The organism is Streptomyces sp. 351MFTsu5.1, assembly GCF_000383655.1.
Taxonomy (GTDB): domain Bacteria; phylum Actinomycetota; class Actinomycetes; order Streptomycetales; family Streptomycetaceae; genus Streptomyces; species Streptomyces griseorubiginosus.
Map to the genome: position 1 here is coordinate 18,580 of NZ_KB911796.1, position 25,335 is coordinate 43,914.

Consider the following 25,335-nt stretch of genomic DNA (forward strand, 5'->3'; position numbering starts at 1 on the left):
TACGTGGAGTCAGAATGGCGAGCCTACCCGCTCCCGATGGCCCAAACGGGTGACCCGGATCGCATCAACTCGCTGACCTGGGGGTCAGCCCGCGCGTCTGTGTTGTTTGGGACGAGATCGTTTCTCGACGTACATCCGCTCGTCGGCTGACTTCAACACTTCGTCCGCCGTCATCCCGCAGTGCGCCCAGCCGATGCCGAAGCTGGCGCCCACCCGCACGGCCCGTCCCTCGGCCCGGATCGGCTGGATGATCTCGTTGCGCAGGCGTACGGCGAGGTCGGCGGCGTCCGCCTTGCCGAGCCCGTCGGCGAGGATCACGAACTCGTCGCCGCCGAGCCGGGCCACGGTGTCGCCGTCGCGGACGCACTGGGACAGCCGCCGGGCGACCTCGATGAGGACCGCGTCACCCGCGTTGTGCCCGAACCGGTCGTTGATCGACTTGAAGCCGTCGAGGTCGCAGAAGAGGACCGCGAGCCCCTTGGTGCCGTCGTCGCGCTCCCCCTCGGGGGCGACGGTGTGCACATGGTGGTCGAAGGTGTCGTACGCCTGCGCGCCGCCCTGCCGGAAGTCGAAGCCGTGGCCGGCCGCGTCGAAGGCGGGGTGGCCGAAGGCCGTGTCGACCGGCTCCAGGGCGCCGGAGTGGGTGGGGCGCTGACAGAGCCGGGAGGACAGCCGCGCGCGCAGCTCGGCGGAGTTCGGCAGGCCGGTCAGGGAGTCGTGGGAGGCACGGTGGGCGAGCTGCATCTCACGCTGCTTGCGTTCCGCGATGTCCTCGACGTGGGTGAGCAGGAAGCGCGGGCCGTCGGCGGCGTCGGCGACCACCGAGTTGCGCAGGGAGACCCAGAGGTAGGTGCCGTCACGGCGGCAGAGGCGGAGCTCGGCGCGGCCGCCCTCCGCCGAGGTGCGCAGCAGGGTGCCTATGTCCTCGGGGTGGACGAGGTCGGAGAAGGAGTAGCGGCGCATCGCGGAGGCGGGACGGCCCAGCAGGCGGCACAGGGCGTCGTTGGTGCGCAGGATCCGGCCGTGCTGGTCGCCGCCCATCTCGGCGATGGCCATGCCGGAGGGGGCGTACTCGAAGGCCTGCCGGAAGCTCTCCTCGCTGGCCCGCAGAGCCTGCTGCTCCCTTTCGAGCCTGACCAGTGCCCGCTGCATATTCGCACGTAGACGCGCGTTGCTGATCGCGATGGCGGCCTGGAAGGCGTACATCTGGAGCGCTTCCCGACCCCAGGCGCCGGGCCTGCGGCCGTTGCGCGGCCGGTCCACGGAGAGCACGCCGATCAGCTCGCCGCACTGGCCGCCCGACACGCTCGGTGTGTACATGGGCGCGAAGAGCCGGTCGGAGGGGTGCCACTCGTCCTCGAAGCGGGGCGCGGGCCCGTCGGTGTACCACTGCGGGACGTCGTCGTCGTCGAGGACCCAGCCCTCGGTGTGCGGGATGAAGACCAGGTCGCCCCAGGTCTCCCCCATGCTCAGCCGGCGGTCCCAGGACTCGCGGGAGCCGGTCCGGCCGGTGATCAGCGCCTCGGCGGCCTGGTTGCCGGAGAGGGCGGCGACCACGAGGTCGCCGTCGGGGCGCACGAGATTGACGCACGCCAGCTCGTAACCGAGTGCGGTGACCACGCCGTTCGCGACGGTCTGCAATGTGTCGGCCAGGCTACGGGCCGTGTTCATGTCGGCCATGACCTGGTGCAGTTGTCGCAGGGACGCAAGGCGGACGTAGGGCTCCGACTCGGTCTCCATTGCTTGCCCTCCCCCCGAGACCTCGCAGCGAATCAAGGGTCATCTGTCCAGCCACTGAATCACAGCGCGCTCCCCGCTCGGTACACAGGGTCAACAATTGGCACCTCTTGTGACTCAAGTCACAGCGAAAGGTGAGCAATTGAGCGGGGTTTCTGCGTTTTTCCTGTGCACTTACTGAGCACAAACTTTGGCTCTTTGTGGAGTCCCTGGTGGGCGCTCCGCCGGGAGACCTAGGTCCGCTCTCGGACGAAGGCCCGATGCGCGGCACGCGGCGCCGAGATTAGCGTTTCCGGCGTGTCGAACTCTTCCGCCCCCGCCGCTCCGATGATCCCCTCGCCCGCCTCCGGGCATGCTGTGGGGGTGAGCAACGACGAGTTCCGCGCGGCCATGTCCCGGCTCGCCGCGGGTGTGGTCCTGGTGACCGCGTTCGAGCCCCCGCTCGACGCCGACGGCCCCGGCGGCGAGGACGTCGGCATGACCGCCACGGCCTTCCTGTCGGTCTCCCTCGACCCGCCTTTGGTGCTGGTCAGCCTGCGTACCGGCTCCCGGATGGACGACCTGCTGGACGAGCAGCCGCACTGGGCGGTCTCCGTCCTGTCCGAGAGCCAGCGGCACATCGCCGGCCGCTTCGCCATGAAGGGCCGCATCAGCGACCGCCTCCTGTTCGAGGACATTCCGTACGTCCGCGGCGCGGCGACCGGCGCCGCACTGGTGGGCGGCGCCCTCGCCACCCTGGAGTGCCGCACCGAGCAACGCGTCCAGGCCGGCGACCACACCCTGGTGATCGGCCGCGTCCTGACAGCGGACGTGCCGAGCGCGGACGGCGGGCCACTGACCTATTTCCGGGGCAGGTACCGGCAGTTGGGATGAATTCCGTTGGCGGCGCACCCATGCCCCCGCCTAAGGTCCCCGGATGACATTCGCACCACGCCTCGAAGAAGTCACACCCGGGAATTTCGAAACCGCGACCGCGATACGCGTTCACCCCGACCAGGAATTCGCGGCCTCCCCCGTCATGCAGTCCCTCGCCGAGGCCTACGTCCTCCCCCACTCTCGGCTTCGCTCGAGCGGGGGGACCCCCACCCGGGCGTGGCCTGGCCCCGTCTGATCGTCGACGGCGACCGCACGGTCGGCTTCCTCATGGCCTTCCTCGACATCGACTGGCGCGGCGACGGCGGCACCCTGCGCCGCTCCGGCCTGTGGCGGCTGAACATCGCGGCCGACGCGCAGGGCCGGGGCTACGGCCGGTTCGCCGTCGAGTCCGTCGCCGCGGAGCTGCGCCGCCGGGGCACGAAGGAGCTGTACGTCACCTGGCACGAGGGCGAGAAGGGCCCGGCGGAGTTCTACCTCAGGCTCGGCTTCCGCAGGACCGGTGAGCTGAGCGGGGACGAGACGGTGGGGGTCCTGGACCTCGCGTAGGCCGTGTACGAACGTGAACGCGAAACGGGACCTGCGGGTTCGGTTCCGGGGCGCGGGGCCGCTACCCCCAGTCCCGCCCGGACCGCCCCCGCTTTGTGTCCGACCGCGCCTTCTTCTCCCGCAGCCGCCGCTCATTGATCCCCCGGGGAATCCGCGTGGGCCGCCGCGGCTTGGGCGGCGGCGCCGTCGCCTCGGCGAGCAGGGCGGCCAGCCGTACGGCCGCCGTCTCCCGGTTACGCCACTGCGACCGGTGCTCGGAGGACCGTACGGTCACGACCCCGTCGACGAGCCGCGAGGCCAGCTTGGCCAGCGCCCGCTGCTTCCAGACGTCGGGCAGGGCCTCGGTGCGGGCGAGGTCGAAGCGCAGCTCCACCTGGGAGTCGCTGGTGTTGACGTGCTGACCGCCCGGACCGGACGACCGCGAGAAACGCCACATGAGCTCGGCCTCGGGAAGGGAGACGGAGCCGCGGATGACGTGAGGACCGGACATGGGGTCCATGTTCCCGCCTCTGACCCGTCCACGTCACCCCAATATCCCCGGCCCGCTGCCTGGTTCCGCTTGGGTAAAGAGAGTAAAGAAGCAGGGAACCTTCGACACCTCTCGCGGCGTTCATAGAGGTAGCTGTAGCTTCGTGCCCGTTACTTAACGAGGGAAGGGACTCCCAACAATGGCTGTAAGCCTGTCCAAGGGTGGCAACGTCTCGCTCACCAAGGAGGCTCCGGGCCTGACGGCCGTCACCGTGGGCCTCGGCTGGGACGTCCGCACCACCACCGGCACGGACTTCGACCTCGACGCCTCCGCGATCGCGGTCAACACGCAGGGCAAGGTCTACTCGGACGCCCACTTCGTGTTCTTCAACAACAAGCAGACCCCGGACAGCACCATCGTCCACACCGGTGACAACCGCACCGGCGAGGGCGAGGGCGACGACGAGGCGATCAACGTCAACCTGGCCGGCCTCCCGGCCGACATCGACAAGATCGTCTTCCCGGTCTCGATCTACGACGCGGAGAACCGCTCGCAGAACTTCGGCCAGGTCCGCAACGCCTACATCCGCATCATCAACCAGGCCGGCGGCGCCGAGATCGCCCGCTACGACCTCTCCGAGGACGCGGCCACGGAGACGGCGATGGTCTTCGGCGAGCTGTACCGCAACGGCGCGGAGTGGAAGTTCCGCGCGGTGGGCCAGGGCTACGCGTCCGGCCTGGTCGGCATCGCGCAGGACTTCGGCGTCAACGTCTGACGTGTCGCTGCGCTGAGCGGGAGCCCCTGGTCGTTCACCGGCCGGGGGCTCCGGCGTCAGGCCTGCGACACGAACACGGTCCAGCTGGCGGGGGTGAAGGCCAGACGGGGGCCGGTAGTGTCGTGCTTGGAGTCACGGATGTGGACCGCGCGGGGCGCCACCGCGATCTCGACGCAGGAGTTGCCGTCGTTGCCGCCGCTGTAACTGCTCTTGAACCAGGCCAGGTCGGAGATCATCTTTTCCCCTACGTCTGCGAGACGAACGCGGTCCAGCTGGCCGGGGTAAAGGCCAGACGGGGGCCGGTGGTGTCGTGCTTGGAGTCACGGATGTGGACCGTGCGGGGCGCTAGCGCGATCTCGACACAAGAGTCACCCTGGGTACCGCCGCTGTAGCTGCTCTTGAACCACACCGGCTCGGAGATGTCCCCGGCAGCGGACTTGCGGATCATGTTTCTCCCAGCAGTCGCTCAATGAAAGTCACCGACTCCCGTGGAGAGAGAGCCTGCGCCCGGATCGTGCCATATTGCAGTTCGACGATGCGCAGCTGTTTCGGATCCGTGGTCGGGCGGCCGTTGAAGAGACCGTCGCCGCGAGCCACCGCCGTCCCGTCCGGGAACTTCAACAACTCGATCCTGCCGTCCAACCCCGGATGGGGGTCGCTGTTGGTCGGCATGACCTGAAGCGTGACGTTGTTCAACCGCCCCACCTCCAGCAGGCGTTCGAGCTGCTGTCGCCACACCATTGTGCCTCCGACATGGCGCCGCAGAGGGGCCTCTTCCAGCACGAAGTGGATCGACGGGGCCGGGTCGCGCTCGAAGACCGACTGACGGGCCAGCCGAGCGGCGACCATGCGCTCCACGTCGTCCGGCGAATACGGCGGCTGCGCGGCGGAGATCACGGCTCGTGCGTGCTCCGGTGTCTGCAGCAACCCGGCGACGATGTTGCACTCGTACACGCCGATCTCGACGGCCTGCCCCTCCAACTTGGCCAGCTCGCGGACCTTCTTGGGATAACGGACCTTCTTGACGTCCTCCCAGGCCGCGGAGATGAGCCCACCGGCCCCCAACACCTCGTCCGCCCTGTCCAGATACTCCTGCCGGGGAATCTGCTTGCCGCCCTCGATCTTGTAGACGAGGTCCTCCCCGTACCCGACCGCCTCCCCGAACTCGCCGGCCCGCATCCCCACGGCCTCCCGCCGCAGCTTCAGTTGCCGCCCGACCGTCGCGATGACCGCGACACCCCACTCGTCGTCCGGGTCGACCGTCTCGCCGTCCACGCTCATTCCGCGCCCCTCCGCCGTACGTCCCTACCGCGACGCCCTACCCGTACGACCGCCCCGGACAGCCCGGACACGACCGGACAAGCTCCGGACAGTCACCGTACGTATCGGCACAGTCACTGTTCACGGTACGCAGCCACGGCCACGCTGAGTGACGTGAATCAAGAAACCACCGTGATCCGCAACTTCAGCGTGCCGCTGTCGGCCACGCCCCGGGGAGCCCGCCTGGCGAGACTGCTGGCGTGCGAACAACTCCGGGAGTGGGGGCTGCCGTTGGACCCGGCGGAGCACCTCGTGGCGGAACTGGCGGCGAACGCGGCGACGCATGGCCGGGTGCCGGGAAGGGACTTCCGCCTGACCCTCTACGTGGTCGGCGACACGCTGCGTATCGAGGTCACGGACACGAGGGGCGACCGCCTCCCCCACCCCGAACTCCCGCCCCCGGACGCGGAGTCGGGCCGGGGCCTCCTGCTGGTGGACGCCCTGTCCACCCGCTGGGGCGTCTCCCCCGGCCCCGCACCACGCAAGACGGTGTGGGCCGAGGTGACGTTCGTCTAGCTCTGCGTCTGCCGGCGCGGCCAGCACCTACCCAAGACCGGCGCTGCTTTTCCCTGTCATCTGGTCAGTGGCCCCGAGCTTCTGCTGTCCTACCTGACGTCGACGAAGTCGCCCGGAGCCGTCGCCGGGGCGGTGGTGGACGTGCCGGCGAAGGAGTAGCGGTAGTAGCCGTCGACCGTGGCCTTGGTCGTGGTCTTCAGGACGCCCGTGCTGTTGGTCTTGATCGTCTTGAGGGTGGTGTAGGTGCTGCTGCCCTTCTTGCGGAACTGGAGCTTCACGGGCTGCGAGACATAGCCCGCGTACTTGCCCGTCGACCAGTTCGCGCGGGCGAGCTTGCCCGTGACGGTGATGGTCTTGCCCTTCTTGACCGGCTCGGGAGTCGCGTCGGCGGTCAGCGTGGCGGCCTTCTTGATGGACGCGGTGGTGACGTCGTCGTTGTAACTGGCGTTCGCGTAGAGGTCCCATCCCCCCAGGAACAGCTTCCAGGTCCCGGCGACGCCGTTGTCCTTCATGTCGGTGGCCGGGTGGATGTTGAAGACGGCCTTGCACTTGTAGACGCCCTGCGTGGCCGTCTCCGTGCAGTCGGGGTCGTCGTCCGTCCCGAGGCCACCGGTGATGCCCTCCGTGGTCGAGCTGTCGGTGCCCTGCCACAGGAAGGCCTCGGTGACCGCGACACCGTTCTGGTCGGTCGCGGTGTACGTGACGACGACGGACTTCGTGCCGCTGGTGCCGAGCACGATGTCCTTGCCGCCGTTGACGACCGCGTTCGTGAACTTGGTGTTCCCCAGCGAGTCGTTCGGCCGGAGCTTCGCCGGCACACGTTCCGCCGCCTGCGCGGCGACCGGAACGGCGAGCGCGGACAGCGCGACGGCTCCGGAGACAACGGCGGTGACCACAAGGCGTATTCGCATGTATCCCCCACGTACGGGTCTGTTGATCTCCGCATCCTAGGAACACGCGCTGGACGGGTGAAGATTTTTTGTGCAATAAGTGCGTAATCACCGGCACCTGGGGATCCGGGTGCCGGTGTCGGTGGCGCTCTTTCCAAAGGACCCCGGGAGAAAGAAACCCCACCAAGCCCCACCCCTCCTCCCGCCGCGAAGTCGCAGCTCACCCGCCTCACTCGCCCGGGTGAACATCGCCAACTCAGCTGGATTTCGGACCGGTTGCTTGCTCTACAGTCAGCGCAACACCACCGCGGACCTGCTGCGGACATACAACGGCCCTCGCGGGGACTGGCATCCCGATGCGAGGGCCTGACCACCAAGGAAGAGCACCTTCCCGATGGACACGCAAAACCCTAGCGCGCCCCCGCGCCCCCAGTCCCGTACCGAGGGCAAAAACCACCCCCGCGTGGGGGGCCTCGTTCACGAGAACGCCCGTCACACCGAACGCTTCACGGTGATCGGCAACCACCTCGCCCAGCACCCCGAGCTCTCGCTCGTGGCCAGAGGGCTGGCCCTGTACATCCAGTCCCTCCCCACCGGCGCCGCCGTGGACATCAAGACCCTCGCGTCCCGCTTTCCCGAGGGCCGGGACCGTATCGCCGCCGCCCTGCGGGAGCTGGAGACCCACGGCTACCTGCGCCGCACCCACGAACGCGTGGCCAGGGGCCACATCGTCACCCGCACGGTCTCCTGCAACCGGCCGGGTCATCGCGGCCGGGCCGGCGAGGACCAGGCCCCCGGCCCGCCGAAGAAGCGGCCGGCGCCCCGCAAGCGGCTCCTGCCCGCCGTACCGCAGCCGGGCTACCGGGCTCCCGCCCTCCTCCAGCAGGCCATCGACGTGCTCAGCACCCTGCGCCGCGCCGACCCCCGCCTGCTCCTGTCGGCGACGGACACGGAACACCTGGCCCCCGGGGTAGCCGCCTGGCTGGAACGGGACCTGACGCCGACCGCCGTACGCGACGCCCTGACGTCCCGCCTCCCCGCAGAACCCCTGCACCGCCCAGCGGCCCTCCTGGCCCACCGCCTCACCGCGGAGCTACCACCCCTGCCCCCGCACCGCCCCCCGGTCCAACCGCCGCCCCCACGACACCCGTTCCAGACCTGCGACGGCTGCACTCGCGTCTTCCGCGCCCCGGAACCGGGCCAATGCCGCGACTGCCGAACCACGACCACGCAAGCGCCGCCGACGTGAACTCTCACCACTACCGGGCAGCACGTGCCTTCCTGGAGTCAGTCGAAGACACATTGCCGGGCAAGTTCGAGATCACCAAGAACGGCCTCGTCCACGATCTGGGTTCTCCCAGCGGCCCTCACGAACTGACTCGAATGCGACTCCGCAAGCGCCTGGAACAGGTGATGCCGGAGGCGCTCGTGGCTCACACGGGCGAACCCGACGTCGAGGACGAGCCCGAGGGCATCATGCGCCGTCCCGATGTCATGGTGATCACCGAGGCGGAGATGGAAGGAGACGGCTCCTTCGACCCCCGAACGGTCCGTGCCGCCATTGAGGTCGTATCCCGCTCCAACCCCGACAACGACTGGGTCAGCAAGGTCCGCGACTACCCCCTGATCGGCGTCCCCGTCTACGCGATCTTCGACCCCCGCACCGCCACCGGCGCCGTCCTCACCGACATCCACCCCACCCCCGACGGCCCCCGCTACGCCACCCGCAAGGACTTCGTCTACGGCGAGGACGTCACCATCGGCGACTGGACCATCTCCACGGACGACCTGCCGAGGTACCAGGACTAGCTTCAGCCCCGGAAGATCCGGTCCAGGTGGTACCGGAGGACGGCCTGGGCGGAGTCGGCGTCGCGTTGGCCCACCAGGACGCTGGTGCCGAGGCCCGCGGACATGGCCAGCAGGCCGACCGCCTCGGCGTGGGTGTCCGTACCGGCCCGGAGCAGTCCCGCGTCCGCCGCCTGCCGCAGCAGCCCGGCGAGGGTGGTCTCGGCGGTGTCGGGGTCCTTGATGAACGGCTGGGCCGCGAGGGCCTCGTCGGTGACCGACAGCACGGCGTACGAGGTGTAGAGGTGGTGGAACAGGCGGCTCTCCTCGTCGACCGGCAACGCCGCCATCAGCAGCGCCTCGATCACCGCCCGCGGGCCGGGGTCGTCACCGGCGGCGCGGATCCGGGCGGTCACCCGTTCTCCGAACCTGTCGGCCAGGTGCCGTAGTCCGAACAGGAGCAGCTTCTCCTTGGACTCGAAGTAGTACTGCACCAGCCGCAGGGAGACGCCCGCCTCAGCCGCCACGTCCCGCATCCCCACCGCGTGCAGCCCCTGCCGCCCGGCGGCCCGGACCAGGGCCCGCGCGATCTCGGTGCGCCGCTCCGCGTGATCCACGCGCTTGGGCATGGTTCGACCCTCTCCGCTCCCGGTCCCCTTCCGGGACTCTGCCGCCGATTTTTGATGATACAGCCGTACCACGTTTGTGGTACGTTCGTATCACAAAGATCGACTGCCCTGGAGGTGGCCGTGCCCGAGCCCACAACCGTCCGTTCCCGGCCCGATGTCGGCCGCTTCGTCAGCGACGCCTGGCGCGACCGCTACTTCGCCGCCTGCGACGCGGTCTACGCCCTGGGCGCGCCCGCCGCCGCGGAGCTGGACGTGGAGACGTCCTTCGGGACCACGCACGTCTACCGCTACGACCCCGAGGACCCGGCCGCCCGCGAGCGCACCCCCGTCGTGCTGATCCACGGCGCCGGCTCCTGCTCCGCCATGTGGTACCCGAACACCCCCGACCTCAGCGCCGAACGACCCGTCTACGCCGTCGACACCCCGGGCGACCCGGGCCGCAGCGTGCAGCGCGCACCCCTCCACGAGCCCGGGCGGGCCGCGCAGTGGCTGGACGAGACACTCGCCGGCCTGGAGCTCGACCAGGTGCACCTCCTCGGCTCGTCGTACGGCGGCTGGCTCGTCCTGAACCAGGCACACCGCGCACCGGAACGCCTCGCCTCGGTCACGCTGCTCGACCCCGGGGGCCTGGAGAAGGTGGGACTGCGTTTCTTCGTGTGGATCTTCGCGAGCCTGTTCGCCACCTTCGCCCCCAAGGCACTGCGGCCACGTCTCGCGTCCTGGCTGGAGCAACCCGTGCTCGTCGTCCCGGAACTGCGGGCCATGATCCGCACCGCGGTCCGCGCCTACCGCATCCGCCGTCCGGTGCCGCAGCCGCTCACCGAGGCCGAACTGGGCACGATCCGCACGCCGTTGTACCTGGTGCTCGGCAGGCGCAGCCTCCTGGTCCACCCCGACCGGCAGGTCGAACGCATACCCCGGCTGGTCCCCGGCGCGCGGGCCGAGATCATCTCCCGGACCGGCCACGGCCCGCAGATCGACCACGCGGAACTGACCAACCGGAAGATGCTCGACTTCATGGACACCACGGAGATCGGCCGGCCGGCGACGCACTGAACGCCAGTGACGAAACTGGGTCCAGTTCCCGGAAGAGTCGTGAAGAAACCAGGCAGATTAGCTGTGTGTTCTTCGAATCGCCGGGCAACAGGACCGGCGGAGGTTGATAACTATGGTTCCCCTGCTTGTCGTTCTGCTTCTGGCCCTGCTTCTCTTCGGTGCGGGTTTCGCGCTGAAGGCCCTGTGGTGGCTCGCCGTCATCGTGCTGGTCGTCTGGCTGCTCGGCTTCGTGCTGCGCAGCGCGGACGCGGGCGGTCGTAAGGGCCGCTGGTATCGCTGGTAGGCAGTCACAGGGAAGCAGCAGCCGGTTTGTGGGGCCCCGGGCACGTTCGTTCCCGGGGCCCCAGGCATGTCTCAGGCGCCGATCCGAGGTACCGGGGATCAGGGGGCCCGGCCGCACCCGCGTGACAGCAGGCGGCAACTACCGTGCCCGTATGCGTCTCAGCCCCCTCGCCCTCACGCGGGACCGTGACATCCCGGCCCCCCTCCTCACCGAGCTCACCGCCCTCTACGCCGCCAACCGGGACTTCCACGCCCTGAGCGGTGACTTCCCGGATCCCGACGACATCCGCCCGGAGCAGGTGGCCGCCGAACTGGCCGACGAGTTGGCGCAGCCGGACGCGGAGGTGCTGCTCGCGCGCAGTGAGGGGCACCTCGTCGGGGTCGTCGTCACGCTCGGCCGCCACCCCGACCCGGCCGACCCGGATCCCTGGATCGGGCTGCTGATGGTGGACGCCGCACTGCACCGGCAGGGCCACGGGCGGGCGATGGCGGAGCTCGTCGAGGACCGCTTCCGCGCCGAGGGCCGTACCGCCGTACGCCTCGCCGTCCTCGACGGCAACGACCGCGCCCTCGCCTTCTGGACGGCCCTCGGCTACGAGGTGATCGACCACCGGGCCGACCGCGGGCGGGGCCGGCCCTGCGCGGTGCTGCGGAAGGAGCTGTCGGGCGGGGGCGCCGCGGCTGAGGGGCGGTGAGCAGCACAGCGGGCGGCGGGCGTCAGGACCCGGGTTTCGGGGGCTTGCCCTCGCCGTACAGCCAGTCGTCCCAGATCGAGGTGAAGTCCTTGTCCGGGGCCTGCTTCTCGACGTACGCCGTGAAGTCGGCGGTGTCCGCGGTGCCGTGCCGGTGGGCCGTCGCCCAGCCCCGCAGGATACGGGCGAAGACGGTGTCGCCGACGGTCTGCCGGATCCGGTGCAGGACCATCGCGCCCCGCACATAGACCGGACTGTCGGAGATGTGCGCCGCGCTCGACGGCTTGGCGGGCGGGAAGGCCCAGACGTCGTCGTCCGCGCCGCGGGCGTACACCTCGTCGAAGATATGCTGCGCGCTTCTCCCGCCGTGCTTCTCCTCCCACAGCCACTCGCCGTAGGTCGCGAAGCCCTCGTTGAGCCACATGTCCTGCCAGCTCCGCGGGGACACCGAGTCGCCGTACCACTGGTGGGCCAGCTCGTGCACGAGGGTCGCGATGTCGGGCGAGCCGGGGAAGAAGGGGCGGTTCTGGGTCTCCAGGGCGTACTCCGCGGAGCCCCGGGGGCCGACGATCACGCCCGCGGAGGAGAAGGGGTACGGCCCGAAGGTGTCCTCCTCCCACCGCAGCACCTCCGGGATCCGCGCCAGCACCTTCCGGCTCGCGGCCACCTCCGTCCGGTCGACGGCCGTGTACAGGGGCAGCCCGGAGGGGGTCGTGGAGCGCTGGATGTCGTAGTGGCCGATCGCGAGGGTGGCGAGGTAGCTCGCCATGGGCTCGGCGGTGTGCCAGGTGGACGTCGTACGGCCGTCCGCGGTCCGCTGTGCCGTCAACTCGCCGTTGGAGACGGCCTGCAGGCCCTGGGGGACGGTGATCGTGAGGTCGTAGGACGCCTTGTCGGAGGGGTGGTGGTTGCCGGGGAACCAGGCCATCGAGCCGGTGGGTTCGCCGAGGGCCACCGCCCCGCCGTGGCCGGGCAGCCAGCCCTCATCGGAACCGTCCGGGTCGGTGATCGTCTTCGGGGTGCCGGAGTAGCGGACGGTCACCCGGAAGGCGCGGCCCTGGTCGAGGTCGTCGTGCGGCCGTACGGTCAGCTCCTGGCCGGCGCGGTTCCAGCGGGCCCCGTCGCCGTCGACGGTGACCTTCTCGACGTCCAGGCCGTCGAGGTCGAGGTCGAATGCGGTGAGGTCCTGGGTGGCGCGGGCGGTGAGGGTCGCGGTGCCCGAGAGCCGCTCGGTGCCCGGGTCGTAGGCGAGGTCGAGGTCGTAGTGGGTGACGTCGTAGCCGCCGTTGCCCATCTTCGGGAAGTACGGGTCGCGCAGGCCGGAGCCGCCGGGGGTGCCGTGCACCCCGCCGTCGCACCCGGTCAGCAGGCACGCGGACAGGGCGCCCGCGAGGAGCAGGGCGAGGGGAGCGCGGGAGGGGAGGGGGGAAAAGGAGGAGAGGGGAGCGAACAGCGCGGAACGGGGCACGCGGCGATCCTACGAGCCCCCCGTGACACCATCACGTACGTGCTCGACATCGGCTACGCCCTCTCCAACCGCTTCCCGGACCCCCCGCAGACCGACTACCGGCGGGCGGACGTGCACGCGCTGCGGCACGACCTGTTCTGCGGGGACGTCTATCTCGCGGACACCAAGGAGGACCGGGAACTGTCCACAGCCTGGGGATGGGTGCCGGTGCTCGACTTCGCGTGGGCGCTGTGCGACATCGCCGAGCGCCTCGACCGCGACCCGGCCGGCTCCCGCGCCTCCCGCCCCCAACACGCGGAACTCGACTTCACCGAGTCCACCGACCGCATGCTCTTCGAGCGCCGGTTCGGCTGGGTGGACGTCGAGGCCGACTGGATGCGGGCCGAGGAGCCCCCGCTCACCTTCTCCCACGCCGAACTCCGCCGCGAGGCACGTGACTTCCTGCACGACCTCATCGCCGACCTGATCGACCTCCACGAGGACCTGGGCGAGAACCCGGCGATCTGGACACTCCAGGCCCGATTCCCACGGGTGAAGTGAGCAGGAGCCCCCCCGGTGAGCAGGAGCAACCCCCGGCGCTCCTCGTCAGGGAGTACCACCGACCGCCGGTTCCCGCGCCGCTTCTAGCGTCCCCTACTCCACCCGGATCCCCACCTCCGCCGCCAGCACCGGGGCCAGGTCCAGGAGTTGGGACGGGCTGATCACCGCCCCGGCCAGGCGGTCCACCCCCCGCGCGATCTCCAGCGCCGCGGCGCCGCGCAGGTCCACGTCCTTGAGGGTCGCCGCCGTCAGGTCCACGCCCTTGAGCGCGCAGTCCACGAACTCCACGCGCTCCAGCCGCGCACCCCCGAAGTCCGGTTCCACCAGCACACAGCCCTCGAAGACGACGTCCCGCAGGACGGCCGTACGCAGGTTCAGGTAGTCGATCTTGCCGCCGCGGATCACCACCCGCTCCAGGGCCGCCCCATGCAACTGCACTCCGCCCAGGCGGGCGTCGACCAGCTCCACGTCCCGAAGCGTCGACTCGGCGAGATCGGTGCCGACACCCCGGATCCCGGTGAGGACCGAGTCGAGGAAGCGGGCGTGGTGCAGACGGGTCTCGTCCAGCGCGCACCCTCTCAGCGCGCAGTCCATGAAACGGGCCCCCGCCCCGTCCTGGCCCGCGAAGTCCGCCTCCGGGAACTCCAGCCCGTCGTAGTCCCCGTCCGGCTCCAGCTCCCCTCCCCCGAACGGCTCCAGCGGCGGCAACCGCACCTCCGGCCGCCGCGCCCCCTTCACCCTGCCCGCACCCGTCCCTCGGCTCACCATGCCCCCATCCTGCACCCCACCACTGACAACCGCCCTGACCTGCAACAACAGTCCTCATGTCACATTCCGGCGCCCTCCGGCAGTCATAGGGACGAAAGAGAGGCGAGACAACGAGCACTCGGCCGCAGCGCCCTTGACCTCAAGCATGCTTGAGGTCGAAGAGTGGGCCCCTGAGGACAGACCGACAGGACGACAGAGGAGCTCCTCCCATGCACGCCATCCGCCTGCACAGCTTCGGCCCCGAGAACCTCACCTACGAGACCACCGACGACCCGGCACCGGGCCCCGGCCAGGTCCGTATCGCCGTACGCGCCGCAGGCGTGCACCTCCTGGACACGGCCCTGCGCGAGGGCCACCAGGGACCGCTGCCCGAACTCCCCGCGCTGCCCACCGTCCCCGGACGCGAGGTCGCCGGGATCGTCGAGGCGCTGGGGGACGGCGTCGCCGGGTCGTGGCTCGGCAAGCGCGTGGTCGCCCACCTCGGCTTCGCCCCCGGCGGCTACGCCGAACTCGCCGTCACCGACGTGGAGCGCGTCCACGAGATCCCCGGCGGCCTCGACTTCGCACAGGCCGTCGCCATGATCGGCACGGGCCGTACCGCGATGGGAATCGTGCAGTTCGCCGAACTCGGCCCCCACTCCGTGGTCGTGGTCCCGGCCGCCGCCGGAGGCATCGGCACGCTGCTCGTGCAGTACGCGAAGAACGCCGGGGCCACGGTCGTCGGCCTCGCGGGCGGCCCGCGCAAGGTCGCCCTGGTCGCGGCGAACGGCGCCGACCTCGCCGTCGACTACACCGACTCCGCGTGGGCCGACAAGGTCCGCGCCTTCCTCGGCGGCCGGCCCGCCACCGTCGTGTTCGACGGGGTGGGCGGGGACATCGCCCGTGCATCCGTCCGCCTCCTCGGTCCCGAAGGACAGCACATCGTCTTCGGCTGGTCCGGCGAAGGCATCCACGACGGCAGCCCCTACCTCGTCGAAGGCGTCTCCGAACAAGTCCTCGGCCCCGCGATGCTGCGCAAGGCCGGCCCCGACCCGCTCCGCACCCTTGAACTCCGCGCCCTCACCGAAGCCGCGGCAGGCCGGCTCACGCCCGCCGTGCAGCGCTTCCCGCTCGCCGAGGCGGCCACCGCGCACCGCGCGCTGGAGAGCCGCGGCACAACCGGAAAGGTGGTCCTCGAGCCATGACACGCCCAGATGCGTCCCGTACCGATCCATGGTCTTCTGGCCAGGTGAATGTCACCCGGACAGGTGAAGATCCACGCCGTTGGTGGGGCCTGGTGGTCATCGCCCTCGCACAGTTGATGGTCGTCCTCGACGCGACCATCGTGAACATCGCCCTGCCCTCCGCACAGCAGGACCTGGGCATGTCCGACGCCAACCGGCAATGGGTGATCACCGCCTACACCCTCGCCTTCGGCGGCCTGCTCCTGCTCGGCGGGCGCATCGCCGACCTGGTGGGCCGCAAGCGCACCTTCATGATCGGCCTGGTCGGCTTCGCCGCCGCCTCCGCACTCGGCGGCGCCGCCACCGGCTCCGGCATGCTCTTCGCCGCCCGCGCCCTCCAGGGCGTCTTCGCGGCCGTCCTCGCCCCCTCCGCGCTGTCCCTGCTGACGACGACCTTCACCGACCCGAAGGAACGCGGCAAGGCCTTCGGGATCTACGGCGCCCTCGCGGGCTCCGGATCCGCGATCGGGTTCATCGTGGGCGGCCTGCTCACCGAGTACCTGAACTGGCGCTGGTGCCTGTACGTCAACGTGCCCATCGCGGTGATCGCCTTCTTCGGCGCCCTCGTCCTCCTCCACGACCGGCCCGGCCACGCGGGCGCCCGCCTCGACGTGCCCGGCGTGCTGCTGGGCTGCGGCGGCCTCGTCGCGATCGTCTACGGCTTCAGCGAGGCCCAGCCGCGGGGCTGGAGCGACCCGCTGGTGCTGACCCTGCTCTTCGGGGGCGTCGTCCTCCTCGCCGTCTTCGTGTGGTGGCAGTCCCGGGCCCCGATGCCCCTCCTCCCGCTGCACATCGTCAAGGACCGCAACCGCGCGGGCTGCTTCCTCACCATGGGGCTCGCCGTCATCGGGATGTTCGGCCTGTTCCTGTTCATGACCTACTACCTCCAGGTCGTGCTGGCCTACTCCCCCGTCCGCACCGGGCTCGCGTTCCTGCCGATGACCGCCGCGATCATCGTCGGCTCCACCCAGATCTCGGCCCGCCTCATGAACCGGGTCGCACCGCGCATGCTCATGGTGCCCGGCATGGTCCTCGCGGCGAGCGGCATGGTGATCCTCACGCAGATGACGGTGGACAGCTCCTACACCACCGAGATCCTGCCCGCCCTGCTGCTGATGGGCCTGGGCATGGGCCTCACCTTCATGCCGGTGTTCTCCACCGCCACCGCGGGGGTCGCCCCGCAGGACTCCGGGGTCACCTCGGCGACCGTCAACACCTCGCAGCAGGTGGGCGGTTCGATCGGTACGGCCCTGCTCAACACCATCGCCACCACCAGCAGCACGGCGTACATCACCTCGCACCTCACCGACCCGTCGAGGAAAGCCCTGATCATCAAGGAGGGCGTGGTGCACGGCTACACGGTGGCCATCTGGTGGGCCGCCGGCATCATGCTCCTGGCCGGCCTCATCGCAGGCCTGATGGTCACGACAAAGCCCCCGAAACAGGGGGCGCAGGCGCCGACGCCGGTACCGGAATCGGTGGCGTGAACGCGAGGCGACGTGGGCGGGGCGCTGTGAGCGGGGGCAAGCCCGCTGAGCGCCGCAGGCGTCAGCTCCGCCCCGCCACCCGGTCCGCCCACCGCGCCAGCCTCGACGACTCCGCGCTGTGGGTCGCCGTCTCCCGGCGGTCCGCCGAGCGGTAGGTCGCGTACATGCCCTGCACACCCAGCCAGCGCAGCGGCTCCGGTTCCCACTTGCGCACCTTGTGGCCCACCCACGGCAGTTCCGTCAGCTCGGTCCGCCCGCCCTGACCCGAGTCCTGCCGCACCAGATCCCGCAGGGTCCGGGCGGCCAGGTTGGCGGTCGCGACGCCCGAGCCGACGTAACCCCCCGCCCAGCCGAGCCCGGTCGAACGGTCCAGCGTCACCGACGCGCACCAATCCCGCGGCACCCCCAGCACCCCCGACCAGGCGTGCTCGATCCGCGTCCCGACGAGCATCGGGAAGAAGTCCACGAGGATCTCCCGCAGCGCCTCGACCGTCGCCGCCTGCGTCCGCCCGTCGTTGTCGGTGCGCGATCCGAAACGGTACGGCACCCCGCGCCCGCCCAGCGCGATCCGCCCGTCGGCGGTGCGCTGCGCGTACATGTACGCGTGCGCCATGTCCCCCAGCGTCTGCCGCCCCTCCCAGCCGATCGCCGCCCACTGCTCCTCGCTCAGCGGCTCGGTCGCGATCATCGAGGAGTTCATCGGCAGCCAGGTCCGCCGCTGCCCCTTCAACGCCGCCGTGAAGCCCTCCGTGCAGCGCAGGACATAGGGCGCCCGGACCGTCCCGTACGGCGTCACCGCGTGCTTGGGCCGGATCTCCGTCACCGGAGTGTGCTCGTGAACGACCACACCCAGCGCCTCCACCGCCGCCGCCAGCCCCTTCACCAGCCGCACCGGATGCACCCGCGCCCCGTGCGGCGTCCAGGACGCACCCACCGCGCCCGCAACCCGCACCCGCCGAGCCGTCTCCCGCGCGCCGTACAGCTCACGGTCCTTCTCGCCGTACGACACCTCATGCTCGTGGAAGGCCCTGAGCCGCGCCAACTGCGCGGGCGTACGCGCGACTTCGAGCACCCCGCCCTTGTGGAGCCCGGCGTCGAAGCCCTCCTCACCGGCCACCCGGACGACCTCGTCGACGGTGTCGTTCATGGCCCGCTGAAGGCGTACGGCGGCCTCGTGCCCGTGCAACTTCGCGTACCGGTCGCGGCCCGCGACGCCGTTGTACAGCCAGCCGCCGTTGCGCCCCGAGGCGCCGTAACCGCAGAACTTCTGCTCCAGGACGGTGATCCGCAGAAAGGGCACGGCCTTCTTCAGGTAGTACGCCGTCCACAGCCCCGTGTACCCGCCCCCGACGATCACCACGTCCGCCGACGCGTCACCCGCGAGCGGCTCCCGCGCCTCGGGGAAGCCGTCGTCCGCGTACCAGAAGGAGATACCGCCGTTCACGACCCTGCTGCTCATGGCCAGGGACGTTAACCCGCCGACGCACCCGCTGTCTCCTTCGGATTCCGCACTCTCACCAGCGGATAACACCCGAATCCGATGAGCGCGGAGGTGAAGTGCCCCAGGTCCGTGAAGGTCCGCCCGGTCACCAACGGCACCGCGTACACGACGAGCACCACGAACCCGTACACGTACCGCCACGGCCGCGGAATCCGGTACACCAGCACCGCGACCACCCCCGCGAGCGCGTAACTCACCCCGACGTCCAGCGTGTTGACCGCGGACTCCGGTGCCATCCCGTGCCGGATCCCCCACAGCAGCGCCCCCTCACTGATCAGCGTGGCCAGCACATGCGCCGCCGCGCACACCGCCAGCCAGCGCGCGGTGCCCAGCCAGCGCTCCGCCTGCGCGTGGAAGACGGAGAAGAGGACGACGTACGGCAGCCAGTGCCCGCTGTCGATCCACATCGCACTGGCGACCAGCACCCGCACCGGATTGCTCGACAACTCATGGATGTTGGTCGAACGCTGCCGCAGGAACTGCTCCTCGAACGCCGGCGACATGTGGTGCAACGCCACCGTCGTCACGAAAAGGACCGTCAGCCACACATAGGTGCCGGGAGCACGGCGGACGTACTCCCCCACCCTGTGGACGCCCCGGTTAATCCGCATGAGCCGATTCACGCACGCCGGTAGGGTCCGGCACGTGATCGACATCCCGGCGGAACTGGCAGCGACACAGGAGCGTTACAACGGCCAACGGGGACGGGAGTTCATCGCCGGACTGCCCACACTGGTCGAGGAGTTCCTGGCCCGCTGGGACCTCCGACCGGACGGCACACCCCTGCACGGGGTCACCGCGCTCGTCCTGCCCGTCGTCCGCGTCGGCGACGCCACCCCGGCCGTCCTGAAACTCCAGCTCCTCGACGAGGAGAGCGCCGGCGAACCTGTCGCCCTGCGCCGGTGGGACGGCGACGGCGCGGTCCGCCTCCTCGACCACGACCCGGTCACCCACACCATGCTCCTGGAACGCCTCGACTCCACCCGCATGCTGTCCACCCTGCCCGGCACCCGCGACGCCGTCCTCGTCATCGCCCACCTCCTCGCCCACCTGACCGCGGGGCCCGCCCCCGCCGGCCTGCGCCGCCTCGGCGACATCGCGCACGCCATGCTGGACCGGACCCCGCACGCACTCCCCCACATCCCCGACCCCGAGACCCGCCGTACCGTCGCCGACTGCGCCGCCGCCGTACGCGAGGTCGCCGACGAACCCGGCGACCGCCTCCTGCACTGGGACCTGCACGACGAGAACGTCCTCGCCGCAGGCCGCGCCCCCTGGCTCGCCATCGACCCCAAGCCGCTGGCCGGAGACCCCGGATTCGACCTCTGGCCCGCCCTCGACAACCGCTACGACCCCGACGAAACCCGCTGGCGCTTCGACGCCATGACCGACATCCTCGGCCTGGACCGCGCCCGCGCGCGGGCCTGGACGATGGGACGGCTCCTCCAGAACGCCCTCTGGGACATCGAGGACGGCCGCCCCCTCGAACCCCGCCGACTCGAGATCGCCCACCGCCTGCGCACCCACGGAGCCTGAAGTGATCCGCCCCGCCACCCCCGCCGACGTCCCCACGATCCACACCCTGATCCGCGAACTCGCCGACTACGAGAAGTCCCTGACCGAGGTCCGCGCGACCGAGGAACAACTCCACGAGGCGCTGTTCGGCCCCCACCCCGCCGCCCACGCCCTCGTGGCGACCGACACCACCGGCACGGTGATCGGCTACGCCGTCTGGTTCCTCAACTTCTCCACCTGGCGCGGCACCCACGGCATCTACCTGGAGGACCTCTACGTCCGCCCCCAGGCCCGCGGCGGCGGCCACGGCAAGGCCCTCCTCACCGCACTCGCCCGCATCTGCGTCGAACGCGGCTACCAGCGCCTCGAATGGTCCGTCCTCAACTGGAACACCCCGACGATCGACTTCTACGAGTCCCTCGGCGCCCGCCCCCAGGACGAGTGGACGGTGTACCGCCTGACCGACGAAGCCCTCACCAAGGTCGCCTCCACCCCCGCATGACACACAAAAGCCCAGGTCAGATATCTCCTGACCTGGGCTGTGCAGAGCCCCCTGTCGGATTCGAACCGACGACCTACGCATTACAAGTGCGTTGCTCTGGCCAGCTGAGCTAAGGAGGCGCCCGTGCAGTGTACCCAGGTCACCATGGCGGCCCGCTCGAAAATTTCCGCGAAGTTCACAGTCCTCCAGGTACTGACATACGCGTGAACGCCGGGTACCGTCCTGAGCCAGTCCCTGTGTGGACTACACCACCACCTTCCTACAACGGATCGTCCGGCACGTTCCTGCCGGTAGAAGGGGGCCTCTGAGCCATGGCCACTGTTTCGTTCGACAAGGCGACCCGTATTTACCCGGGTTCCACGAAGCCCGCCGTCGACGGTCTCGACATCCACATCGAGGACGGCGAGTTCCTCGTCCTGGTCGGCCCGTCCGGCTGTGGCAAGTCCACCTCGCTCCGCATGCTGGCGGGGCTCGAGGACGTCAACGGCGGCGCCATCCGCATCGGCGACCGTGACGTCACGCACCTGCCGCCGAAGGACCGGGACATCGCCATGGTGTTCCAGAACTACGCCCTGTACCCGCACATGACGGTCGCCGACAACATGGGCTTCGCGCTCAAGATCGCCGGCGTCAACAAGGCGGAGATCCGGCAGAAGGTCGAGGAGGCCGCGAAGATCCTCGACCTCACCGAATACCTGGACCGCAAGCCGAAGGCCCTCTCCGGCGGTCAGCGCCAGCGTGTCGCCATGGGTCGCGCCATCGTGCGTGAGCCCCAGGTCTTCCTCATGGACGAGCCGCTGTCCAACCTCGACGCCAAGCTCCGTGTGTCGACGCGTACGCAGATCGCCTCGCTCCAGCGCCGTCTCGGCATCACCACCGTCTACGTCACCCACGACCAGGTCGAGGCCATGACGATGGGCGACCGCGTGGCCGTGCTCAAGGACGGTCTGCTCCAGCAGGTCGACTCCCCGCGCAACATGTACGACCGCCCGGCGAACCTCTTCGTCGCCGGCTTCATCGGCTCCCCGGCGATGAACCTCGTCGAGGTCCCGATCACCGACGGCGGCGTGAAGTTCGGCAACAGCGTGGTGCCCGTCAACCGCGAGGCCCTCAAGGCCGCCTCCGACAAGGGTGACACCACGGTCACCGTCGGCGTCCGCCCCGAGCACTTCGACGTCGTCGAGCACAACGGCGCCGCCGCCTCCGCCCTCTCCAAGGACACCGAGGACGCCCCGGCCGGCCTCGCGGTCTCCGTGAACGTCGTCGAGGAGCTCGGCGCCGACGGCTACGTCTACGGTTCCGCCAAGGTCGACGGCGAGCTGAAGGACCTGGTCGTGCGGGTCAGCGGCCGCGCGGTGCCGGAGAAGGGCGCCACGCTGCACGTCGTGCCGCGTCCGGGCGAGACCCACGTGTTCTCGACCTCCACGGGCGAGCGCCTCTCCGACTGAGGACGAACCGCAGCAATTCACCCAGGTTGACGGAGAGGGCCCCGCAGCACGTCTGCGGGGCCCTCTCCGCGCTCCGACACCGTCGGCGAAAACCCCGGCAGACCGGTCATTTCGAGCAGCGTACGTCAACGCCTTACCCAAAAAGCGGCACCATCTCATCCCCCGAACCGGTGACTAAATGTCGCCAAATCATTACCGCACGCTACCCTCACACGCGTGAAGCACTCCACTTACCAACAGACGCGACGCGGCCGGGGCCCCGCCCGCCGTATCGGCCGCTCCCTCGCCCTTGTCCTGCCGGTCGTCCTGGTGCTCTCCGGGACCCTCGCGGTCACCCGAGTCAACTGGTCGGGGGATCCCTCGAGCTCCTCGGTGCTCACCGCGTCGGACGCGACGGTCTCGGACGGCAAGCCGCGCAGCGCCCCCCTCGCCCCGCAGGACGTCCTGCGCGAGCGACTCCTGACCGAACTCCAGGAGAAGGACCCGGGCACCGCCCTCACCCACCTCCAGGAGGCCGTGAACGGGCGTCCGTCGCTCGCGAAGCACTGTGTGTCCATCGCGCGGGCCCTGGGCCGCGCCGCGGTCCGTGTGTACGGCCCGACGCGCGCGCAGTCGTACGCCCGCCCCGTCTGTGACACGTCGTTCGCGACGGGTGTGGCGGCGGCCCACAGCTGATCCACACAAAAAGGCACGCCACCCGAGGCCTGGATCGGGGCGCGTCGTACAGTTCCGGTCATGACCGATCCGAACGCCGCGTCCCGTCCGACCCAGGCCGTGATCCTGGCCGGCGGCCAGGGCTCCCGGCTGCGCCCCTACACCGACGACCGGCCCAAGCCGATGGTCGAGATCCCCGGCACGGGGACTCCGATCATCGGCCATCAGCTTGTCTGGCTCGCCGAGGAAGGCGTGACGGACGTGGTGGTCAGCTGCGGGCACCTCGCCGAGGTGCTCCAGGACTGGCTGAAGACGGCGGACCTGCCGGTGCGGGTCAAGACCGTCATCGAGACCGAGCCGCTGGGCCGCGGTGGCGGTCTGAAGTACGCGGCGGCGCATCTGCCGCACCCCGGGCAGTCCTGGTACGCGACGAACGGTGACATCTGGACCCGGTTCTCGCTGCGGGACATGGCCGACTTCCACACCGAGCGGGACGCGGTGGCCACGCTGGCGCTGGCGCGTCCGCGGATTCCGTGGGGGGCCGTGCAGACGGACGGGTTCGGGCACATCACGGACTTCATCGAGGCCCCGCCGTCCACCTTCGAGATCAACGCCGGTGTGTACGTCTTCTCGCCCGCGTTCGCCGAGCTGCTGCCGGAGCGGGGGGATCACGAGCGGACCACGTTCCCGACGCTGGCGCGTGAGCTGCGGCTTGCCGGGTTCCCGATTCCTCAGGGGGCGTACTGGCGGGCCATCGACACCGCCAAGGATCTGACCGAGGCCGCGAAGGAACTGGCGGCACTGGGACGCTGACGGTCGTCCTCCGGGCGCGGGTCCGTCGTGGCCTGTGGCGCCCGCGCGGCGGAGCCGCACATCGATACGGCCCCGCGCCCCTGAAAGCCACGGCTCGCCGACGCCGAGAAGGTCCCGCACATCCTCTGTGCGGGACCTTCTCTCTGCGCGGGCCGTGTCTCTCAGCCGGTGGGGTCGCCCAGTACGTCTCCCACCGGCCCGCCTACCCCAACAGGCCGCCGACCAGGCCCGGCTGGCCGGAGGACGAGCCCCCGGTGCCGGAGCCGCCTGTCGAGCCGCCGGAGCTGCTGGTGCTGCCGGTGGGGCCTGAGGTGGTGCTGGGGGCCTGCTGCACCGGGGAGGACTGCTGGGGCGTGGTGCGGCCCGTGGTGCCCTGGGTCTGGCTGGGCGAACCGCCGGTGCCGGTGCCGGTGTCGCGGGTGGCGCCGGGCGTGGCCGAGGTGTCGGCGGACGGGCTCCGGGTGGCGCCGTGGCTGGGCCGGGTGGAGGCCGACGGGCTCTTCTTGCGGGCCTTGACGGAGTCCTGCGGGAGCGGGGAGCCCGGCAGTTCGTTGCGCGGGGCCTCTCCGGGGCCGGGCACGATGACGCGGTCGGCGTCCCGGACGGCACCGCCGAGCACCGAGCCGATGAGCAGCGTCAGGCCGGTGACGATCGCGGTGAGCAGGGCGCCGCGGCGCAGGACGTAGCGGCGCAGCTCCCAGATGTCGGAGCGGGGGCCGAGGCGCCGCCAGGCGCTGCCCGCGAGGCGGCCGTCGATGGAGTAGACGGGGGCGCCCGCGATGATCAGCGGGGACCAGGCGGCGAGGTAGATGATGTCGGGGGTGTCGTAGGCGGGGATGCTCTTCCAGCTGACGGTGACGAGGAGCGCGGCGGAGAGGCCGGCGCCGACGACCGCGGCGACCCGCTGCCAGCAGCCCAGGATCGTGAGGACGCCCACGATGACCTGGAGGAAGGCGATGACGAGGCCGGAGCCGACGGGGTGCTGGAGGGCGAACTGGCGCAGGGGTTCGGCGACTTCCCACGGGTGCAGGGTGTTGAGCCACTTGACCATGGAGCCGCGCTTGCCGCCGTCGAAGTAGACGGGGTCGCAGAGCTTGCCCATGCCGGCGTAGATGGAGATGAAGCCGAGGAAGATCCGGAGCGGTAGGAGGACCACGCCGAGGTTCATGCGGCGGCCCGGGTAGTAGGCGTGCCGCGCGGGTTCGTCGCCCTGTCGCTTGAAGCTGCGACCGGTGTCCTCGAAGTCGTCGTCCGGGTAGGCGGGTTCGTCGTCGGCGCTGCCGACCGCCGGCATGTCCGGCAGGAGTCGGGTGCCGTGGGCGTCGTAGCTGCGCTGGGCGCCGACGACCGGGGTCTCCATGGTCTGGGCCAACTCGTCGTCGTAGTCGGCCTGGTAGCCGTGGTCGACGTCGATGCGGGGGATGACCTGGGTGGCGCCGGCGTCGGCGGCCGGGGGCTCGGCGTGGCCGACGCTGCCGCCCCGTACGGCCTGCAACAGGCGGTGGGCGCCGGTGTCGTCGGGGGCGGACCTGCCGCTCCACACGACGGGTCGGCGGCGCCCCGCGGCTCCGCCGGCCGGCATTCGGGCGCTGTCGTCGGCGGCGATCAAGTGCCGTGCGATCCGCGGGGATTGGGCGCGTCTCGTCGACGCGCCCAACTGCACGCGGAAGCTCGCATGATTGACGATGATCTGCGCCGGATCGCTCGGCACCTTCACCATGCTCAGCGCGGGAGCGTCGTCGAATCCCGACGGGCCGTCCCCCGTGGGTGTGCGGGGTGTTCTGGTGTCCACACTCATCTAACCGAGTGACGTGTGGTTAGGACACTGCTTTGACCGGGCGGA

At 70.4% G+C, this 25,335-nt stretch carries 28 protein-coding genes, 1 tRNA gene and 1 pseudogene; 17 read left to right on the forward strand and 13 right to left on the reverse strand.

Annotated features, from left to right (window positions below; translation table 11 throughout):
* Positions 1-84: 84 nt before the first annotated feature.
* Positions 85-1,740: a diguanylate cyclase CdgB gene (gene cdgB, locus H295_RS0135405; protein ID WP_020140096.1), complete on the reverse strand. Its 1,656-nt coding sequence runs from the start codon at positions 1,738-1,740 to the stop codon at positions 85-87.
* A 324-nt stretch (positions 1,741-2,064) separates the two neighbouring features.
* On the opposite strand from cdgB, the gene H295_RS0135410 reads away from it, so the two are divergent.
* Positions 2,065-2,610 carry a flavin reductase family protein gene (locus H295_RS0135410; protein ID WP_106961030.1) on the forward strand — a complete coding sequence of 182 codons (546 nt, stop codon included), beginning with the start codon at positions 2,065-2,067 and terminating at the stop codon, positions 2,608-2,610.
* A gap of 43 nt (positions 2,611-2,653) precedes the next feature.
* Positions 2,654-3,159 (forward strand): annotated as a pseudogene (locus H295_RS44125) (GNAT family N-acetyltransferase).
* Between the two features lie 61 nt (positions 3,160-3,220).
* Here H295_RS44125 and arfB read toward each other — a convergent pair.
* A complete protein-coding gene (gene arfB / locus H295_RS0135420) occupies positions 3,221-3,649 on the reverse strand; it encodes an alternative ribosome rescue aminoacyl-tRNA hydrolase ArfB (RefSeq protein WP_020140099.1) in 429 nt (142 codons plus the stop codon).
* Between the two features lie 178 nt (positions 3,650-3,827).
* On the opposite strand from arfB, the gene H295_RS0135425 reads away from it, so the two are divergent.
* The gene (locus H295_RS0135425) at positions 3,828-4,403 is read left to right on the forward strand and encodes a TerD family protein (protein ID WP_020140100.1); all 576 of its coding nucleotides are present in this window, start codon (positions 3,828-3,830) and stop codon (positions 4,401-4,403) included.
* A 56-nt stretch (positions 4,404-4,459) separates the two neighbouring features.
* Here H295_RS0135425 and H295_RS0135430 read toward each other — a convergent pair whose 3' ends face one another.
* Genes H295_RS0135430 through H295_RS0135440 form a run of 3 tightly spaced genes read right to left on the reverse strand, consistent with a single transcriptional unit; the run spans position 4,460 to position 5,684 of the window.
* A complete protein-coding gene (locus H295_RS0135430) occupies positions 4,460-4,639 on the reverse strand; it encodes a DUF397 domain-containing protein (RefSeq protein ID WP_020140101.1) in 180 nt (59 codons plus the stop codon).
* 8 nt (positions 4,640-4,647) lie between these two features.
* On the reverse strand, positions 4,648-4,851 hold the full coding sequence (locus tag H295_RS0135435; protein WP_020140102.1) for a DUF397 domain-containing protein: 204 nt from the start codon (positions 4,849-4,851) through the stop codon (positions 4,648-4,650).
* Positions 4,848-5,684 carry a helix-turn-helix domain-containing protein gene (locus H295_RS0135440; RefSeq protein WP_020140103.1) on the reverse strand — a complete coding sequence of 279 codons (837 nt, stop codon included), beginning with the start codon at positions 5,682-5,684 and terminating at the stop codon, positions 4,848-4,850. Before H295_RS0135440 ends, H295_RS0135435 begins: the two co-directional genes overlap by 4 nt.
* Positions 5,685-5,837: 153 nt before the next feature.
* Between H295_RS0135440 and H295_RS0135445 the strand changes: the two genes are divergently transcribed.
* Positions 5,838-6,239, forward strand: a complete 402-nt coding sequence (locus H295_RS0135445; RefSeq protein ID WP_028810039.1) for an ATP-binding protein — start codon at positions 5,838-5,840, stop codon at positions 6,237-6,239.
* A gap of 89 nt (positions 6,240-6,328) precedes the next feature.
* Here the strand turns inward: H295_RS0135445 and H295_RS0135450 are convergent, their stop codons facing one another.
* Complete coding sequence (locus H295_RS0135450; protein WP_028810040.1) at positions 6,329-7,150, reverse strand: hypothetical protein; 822 nt, start codon at positions 7,148-7,150, stop codon at positions 6,329-6,331.
* A 373-nt stretch (positions 7,151-7,523) separates the two neighbouring features.
* Here H295_RS0135450 and H295_RS0135455 point away from each other — a divergent pair, with 373 nt between their 5' ends.
* Entirely contained in the window at positions 7,524-8,378 is an 855-nt protein-coding gene (locus H295_RS0135455) for a helix-turn-helix domain-containing protein (protein ID WP_028810041.1), read from the forward strand.
* Positions 8,333-8,938: a Uma2 family endonuclease gene (locus H295_RS0135460; RefSeq protein ID WP_020140107.1), complete on the forward strand. Its 606-nt coding sequence runs from the start codon at positions 8,333-8,335 to the stop codon at positions 8,936-8,938. Before H295_RS0135455 ends, H295_RS0135460 begins: the two co-directional genes overlap by 46 nt.
* 2 nt (positions 8,939-8,940) lie before the next feature.
* Here the strand turns inward: H295_RS0135460 and H295_RS0135465 are convergent, their stop codons facing one another.
* A complete protein-coding gene (locus tag H295_RS0135465) occupies positions 8,941-9,543 on the reverse strand; it encodes a TetR/AcrR family transcriptional regulator (RefSeq protein ID WP_020140108.1) in 603 nt (200 codons plus the stop codon).
* A gap of 114 nt (positions 9,544-9,657) precedes the next feature.
* Between H295_RS0135465 and H295_RS0135470 the strand changes: the two genes are divergently transcribed.
* The 3 genes from H295_RS0135470 (at position 9,658) to H295_RS44130 (ending at position 11,576) form a co-directional block, all read left to right on the forward strand.
* Complete coding sequence (locus tag H295_RS0135470; RefSeq protein WP_051135671.1) at positions 9,658-10,599, forward strand: alpha/beta fold hydrolase; 942 nt, start codon at positions 9,658-9,660, stop codon at positions 10,597-10,599.
* 112 nt (positions 10,600-10,711) lie between these two features.
* A complete protein-coding gene (locus H295_RS0135475) occupies positions 10,712-10,882 on the forward strand; it encodes a hypothetical protein (protein ID WP_020140110.1) in 171 nt (56 codons plus the stop codon).
* 151 nt (positions 10,883-11,033) lie between these two features.
* Positions 11,034-11,576 carry a GNAT family N-acetyltransferase gene (locus H295_RS44130; RefSeq protein WP_020140111.1) on the forward strand — a complete coding sequence of 181 codons (543 nt, stop codon included), beginning with the start codon at positions 11,034-11,036 and terminating at the stop codon, positions 11,574-11,576.
* 22 nt (positions 11,577-11,598) lie between these two features.
* Here the strand turns inward: H295_RS44130 and H295_RS0135485 are convergent, their stop codons facing one another.
* Positions 11,599-13,041 (reverse strand): M1 family metallopeptidase, encoded by a 1,443-nt coding sequence (locus H295_RS0135485; protein ID WP_020140112.1) that lies wholly within the window; start codon positions 13,039-13,041, stop codon positions 11,599-11,601.
* Between the two features lie 39 nt (positions 13,042-13,080).
* On the opposite strand from H295_RS0135485, the gene H295_RS0135490 reads away from it, so the two are divergent.
* Entirely contained in the window at positions 13,081-13,581 is a 501-nt protein-coding gene (locus H295_RS0135490; RefSeq protein WP_020140113.1) for a hypothetical protein, read from the forward strand.
* Between the two features lie 93 nt (positions 13,582-13,674).
* Here H295_RS0135490 and H295_RS0135495 read toward each other — a convergent pair whose 3' ends face one another.
* Positions 13,675-14,349, reverse strand: a complete 675-nt coding sequence (locus tag H295_RS0135495; protein ID WP_078616846.1) for a pentapeptide repeat-containing protein — start codon at positions 14,347-14,349, stop codon at positions 13,675-13,677.
* Between the two features lie 209 nt (positions 14,350-14,558).
* On the opposite strand from H295_RS0135495, the gene H295_RS0135500 reads away from it, so the two are divergent.
* Positions 14,559-15,533 carry a zinc-binding dehydrogenase gene (locus H295_RS0135500; protein WP_020140115.1) on the forward strand — a complete coding sequence of 325 codons (975 nt, stop codon included), beginning with the start codon at positions 14,559-14,561 and terminating at the stop codon, positions 15,531-15,533.
* Positions 15,530-17,059 carry an MFS transporter gene (locus H295_RS0135505; RefSeq protein ID WP_078616847.1) on the forward strand — a complete coding sequence of 510 codons (1,530 nt, stop codon included), beginning with the start codon at positions 15,530-15,532 and terminating at the stop codon, positions 17,057-17,059. Before H295_RS0135500 ends, H295_RS0135505 begins: the two co-directional genes overlap by 4 nt.
* Positions 17,060-17,120: 61 nt before the next feature.
* Here H295_RS0135505 and H295_RS0135510 read toward each other — a convergent pair whose 3' ends face one another.
* On the reverse strand, positions 17,121-18,518 hold the full coding sequence (locus tag H295_RS0135510; protein WP_028810045.1) for an NAD(P)/FAD-dependent oxidoreductase: 1,398 nt from the start codon (positions 18,516-18,518) through the stop codon (positions 17,121-17,123).
* 11 nt (positions 18,519-18,529) lie between these two features.
* A complete protein-coding gene (locus tag H295_RS0135515; RefSeq protein ID WP_106961032.1) occupies positions 18,530-19,171 on the reverse strand; it encodes a rhomboid-like protein in 642 nt (213 codons plus the stop codon).
* Here H295_RS0135515 and H295_RS0135520 point away from each other — a divergent pair.
* Positions 19,170-20,096, forward strand: a complete 927-nt coding sequence (locus tag H295_RS0135520) for an aminoglycoside phosphotransferase family protein (protein ID WP_028810046.1) — start codon at positions 19,170-19,172, stop codon at positions 20,094-20,096. The two genes, H295_RS0135515 and H295_RS0135520, sit on opposite strands and share 2 nt — an antisense overlap.
* Position 20,097: 1 nt before the next feature.
* Positions 20,098-20,577: a GNAT family N-acetyltransferase gene (locus tag H295_RS0135525; protein ID WP_020140120.1), complete on the forward strand. Its 480-nt coding sequence runs from the start codon at positions 20,098-20,100 to the stop codon at positions 20,575-20,577.
* Positions 20,578-20,622: 45 nt separating this feature from the next.
* On the opposite strand, the gene H295_RS0135530 is transcribed toward H295_RS0135525, so the two are convergent.
* A tRNA-Thr gene (locus tag H295_RS0135530) sits at positions 20,623-20,696 on the reverse strand.
* A gap of 192 nt (positions 20,697-20,888) precedes the next feature.
* Between H295_RS0135530 and H295_RS0135540 the strand changes: the two genes are divergently transcribed.
* From H295_RS0135540 to H295_RS0135550, 3 genes are all read left to right on the forward strand, one after another.
* Complete coding sequence (locus H295_RS0135540; RefSeq protein WP_020140121.1) at positions 20,889-22,025, forward strand: ABC transporter ATP-binding protein; 1,137 nt, start codon at positions 20,889-20,891, stop codon at positions 22,023-22,025.
* 216 nt (positions 22,026-22,241) lie between these two features.
* Positions 22,242-22,700, forward strand: a complete 459-nt coding sequence (locus H295_RS0135545; RefSeq protein ID WP_020140122.1) for a hypothetical protein — start codon at positions 22,242-22,244, stop codon at positions 22,698-22,700.
* Positions 22,701-22,760: 60 nt separating this feature from the next.
* On the forward strand, positions 22,761-23,492 hold the full coding sequence (locus tag H295_RS0135550) for a nucleotidyltransferase family protein (RefSeq protein ID WP_020140123.1): 732 nt from the start codon (positions 22,761-22,763) through the stop codon (positions 23,490-23,492).
* A 202-nt stretch (positions 23,493-23,694) separates the two neighbouring features.
* On the opposite strand, the gene H295_RS0135555 is transcribed toward H295_RS0135550, so the two are convergent.
* The gene (locus H295_RS0135555) at positions 23,695-25,290 is read right to left on the reverse strand and encodes a DoxX family protein (RefSeq protein ID WP_078616848.1); all 1,596 of its coding nucleotides are present in this window, start codon (positions 25,288-25,290) and stop codon (positions 23,695-23,697) included.
* Positions 25,291-25,335 lie beyond the last annotated feature (45 nt).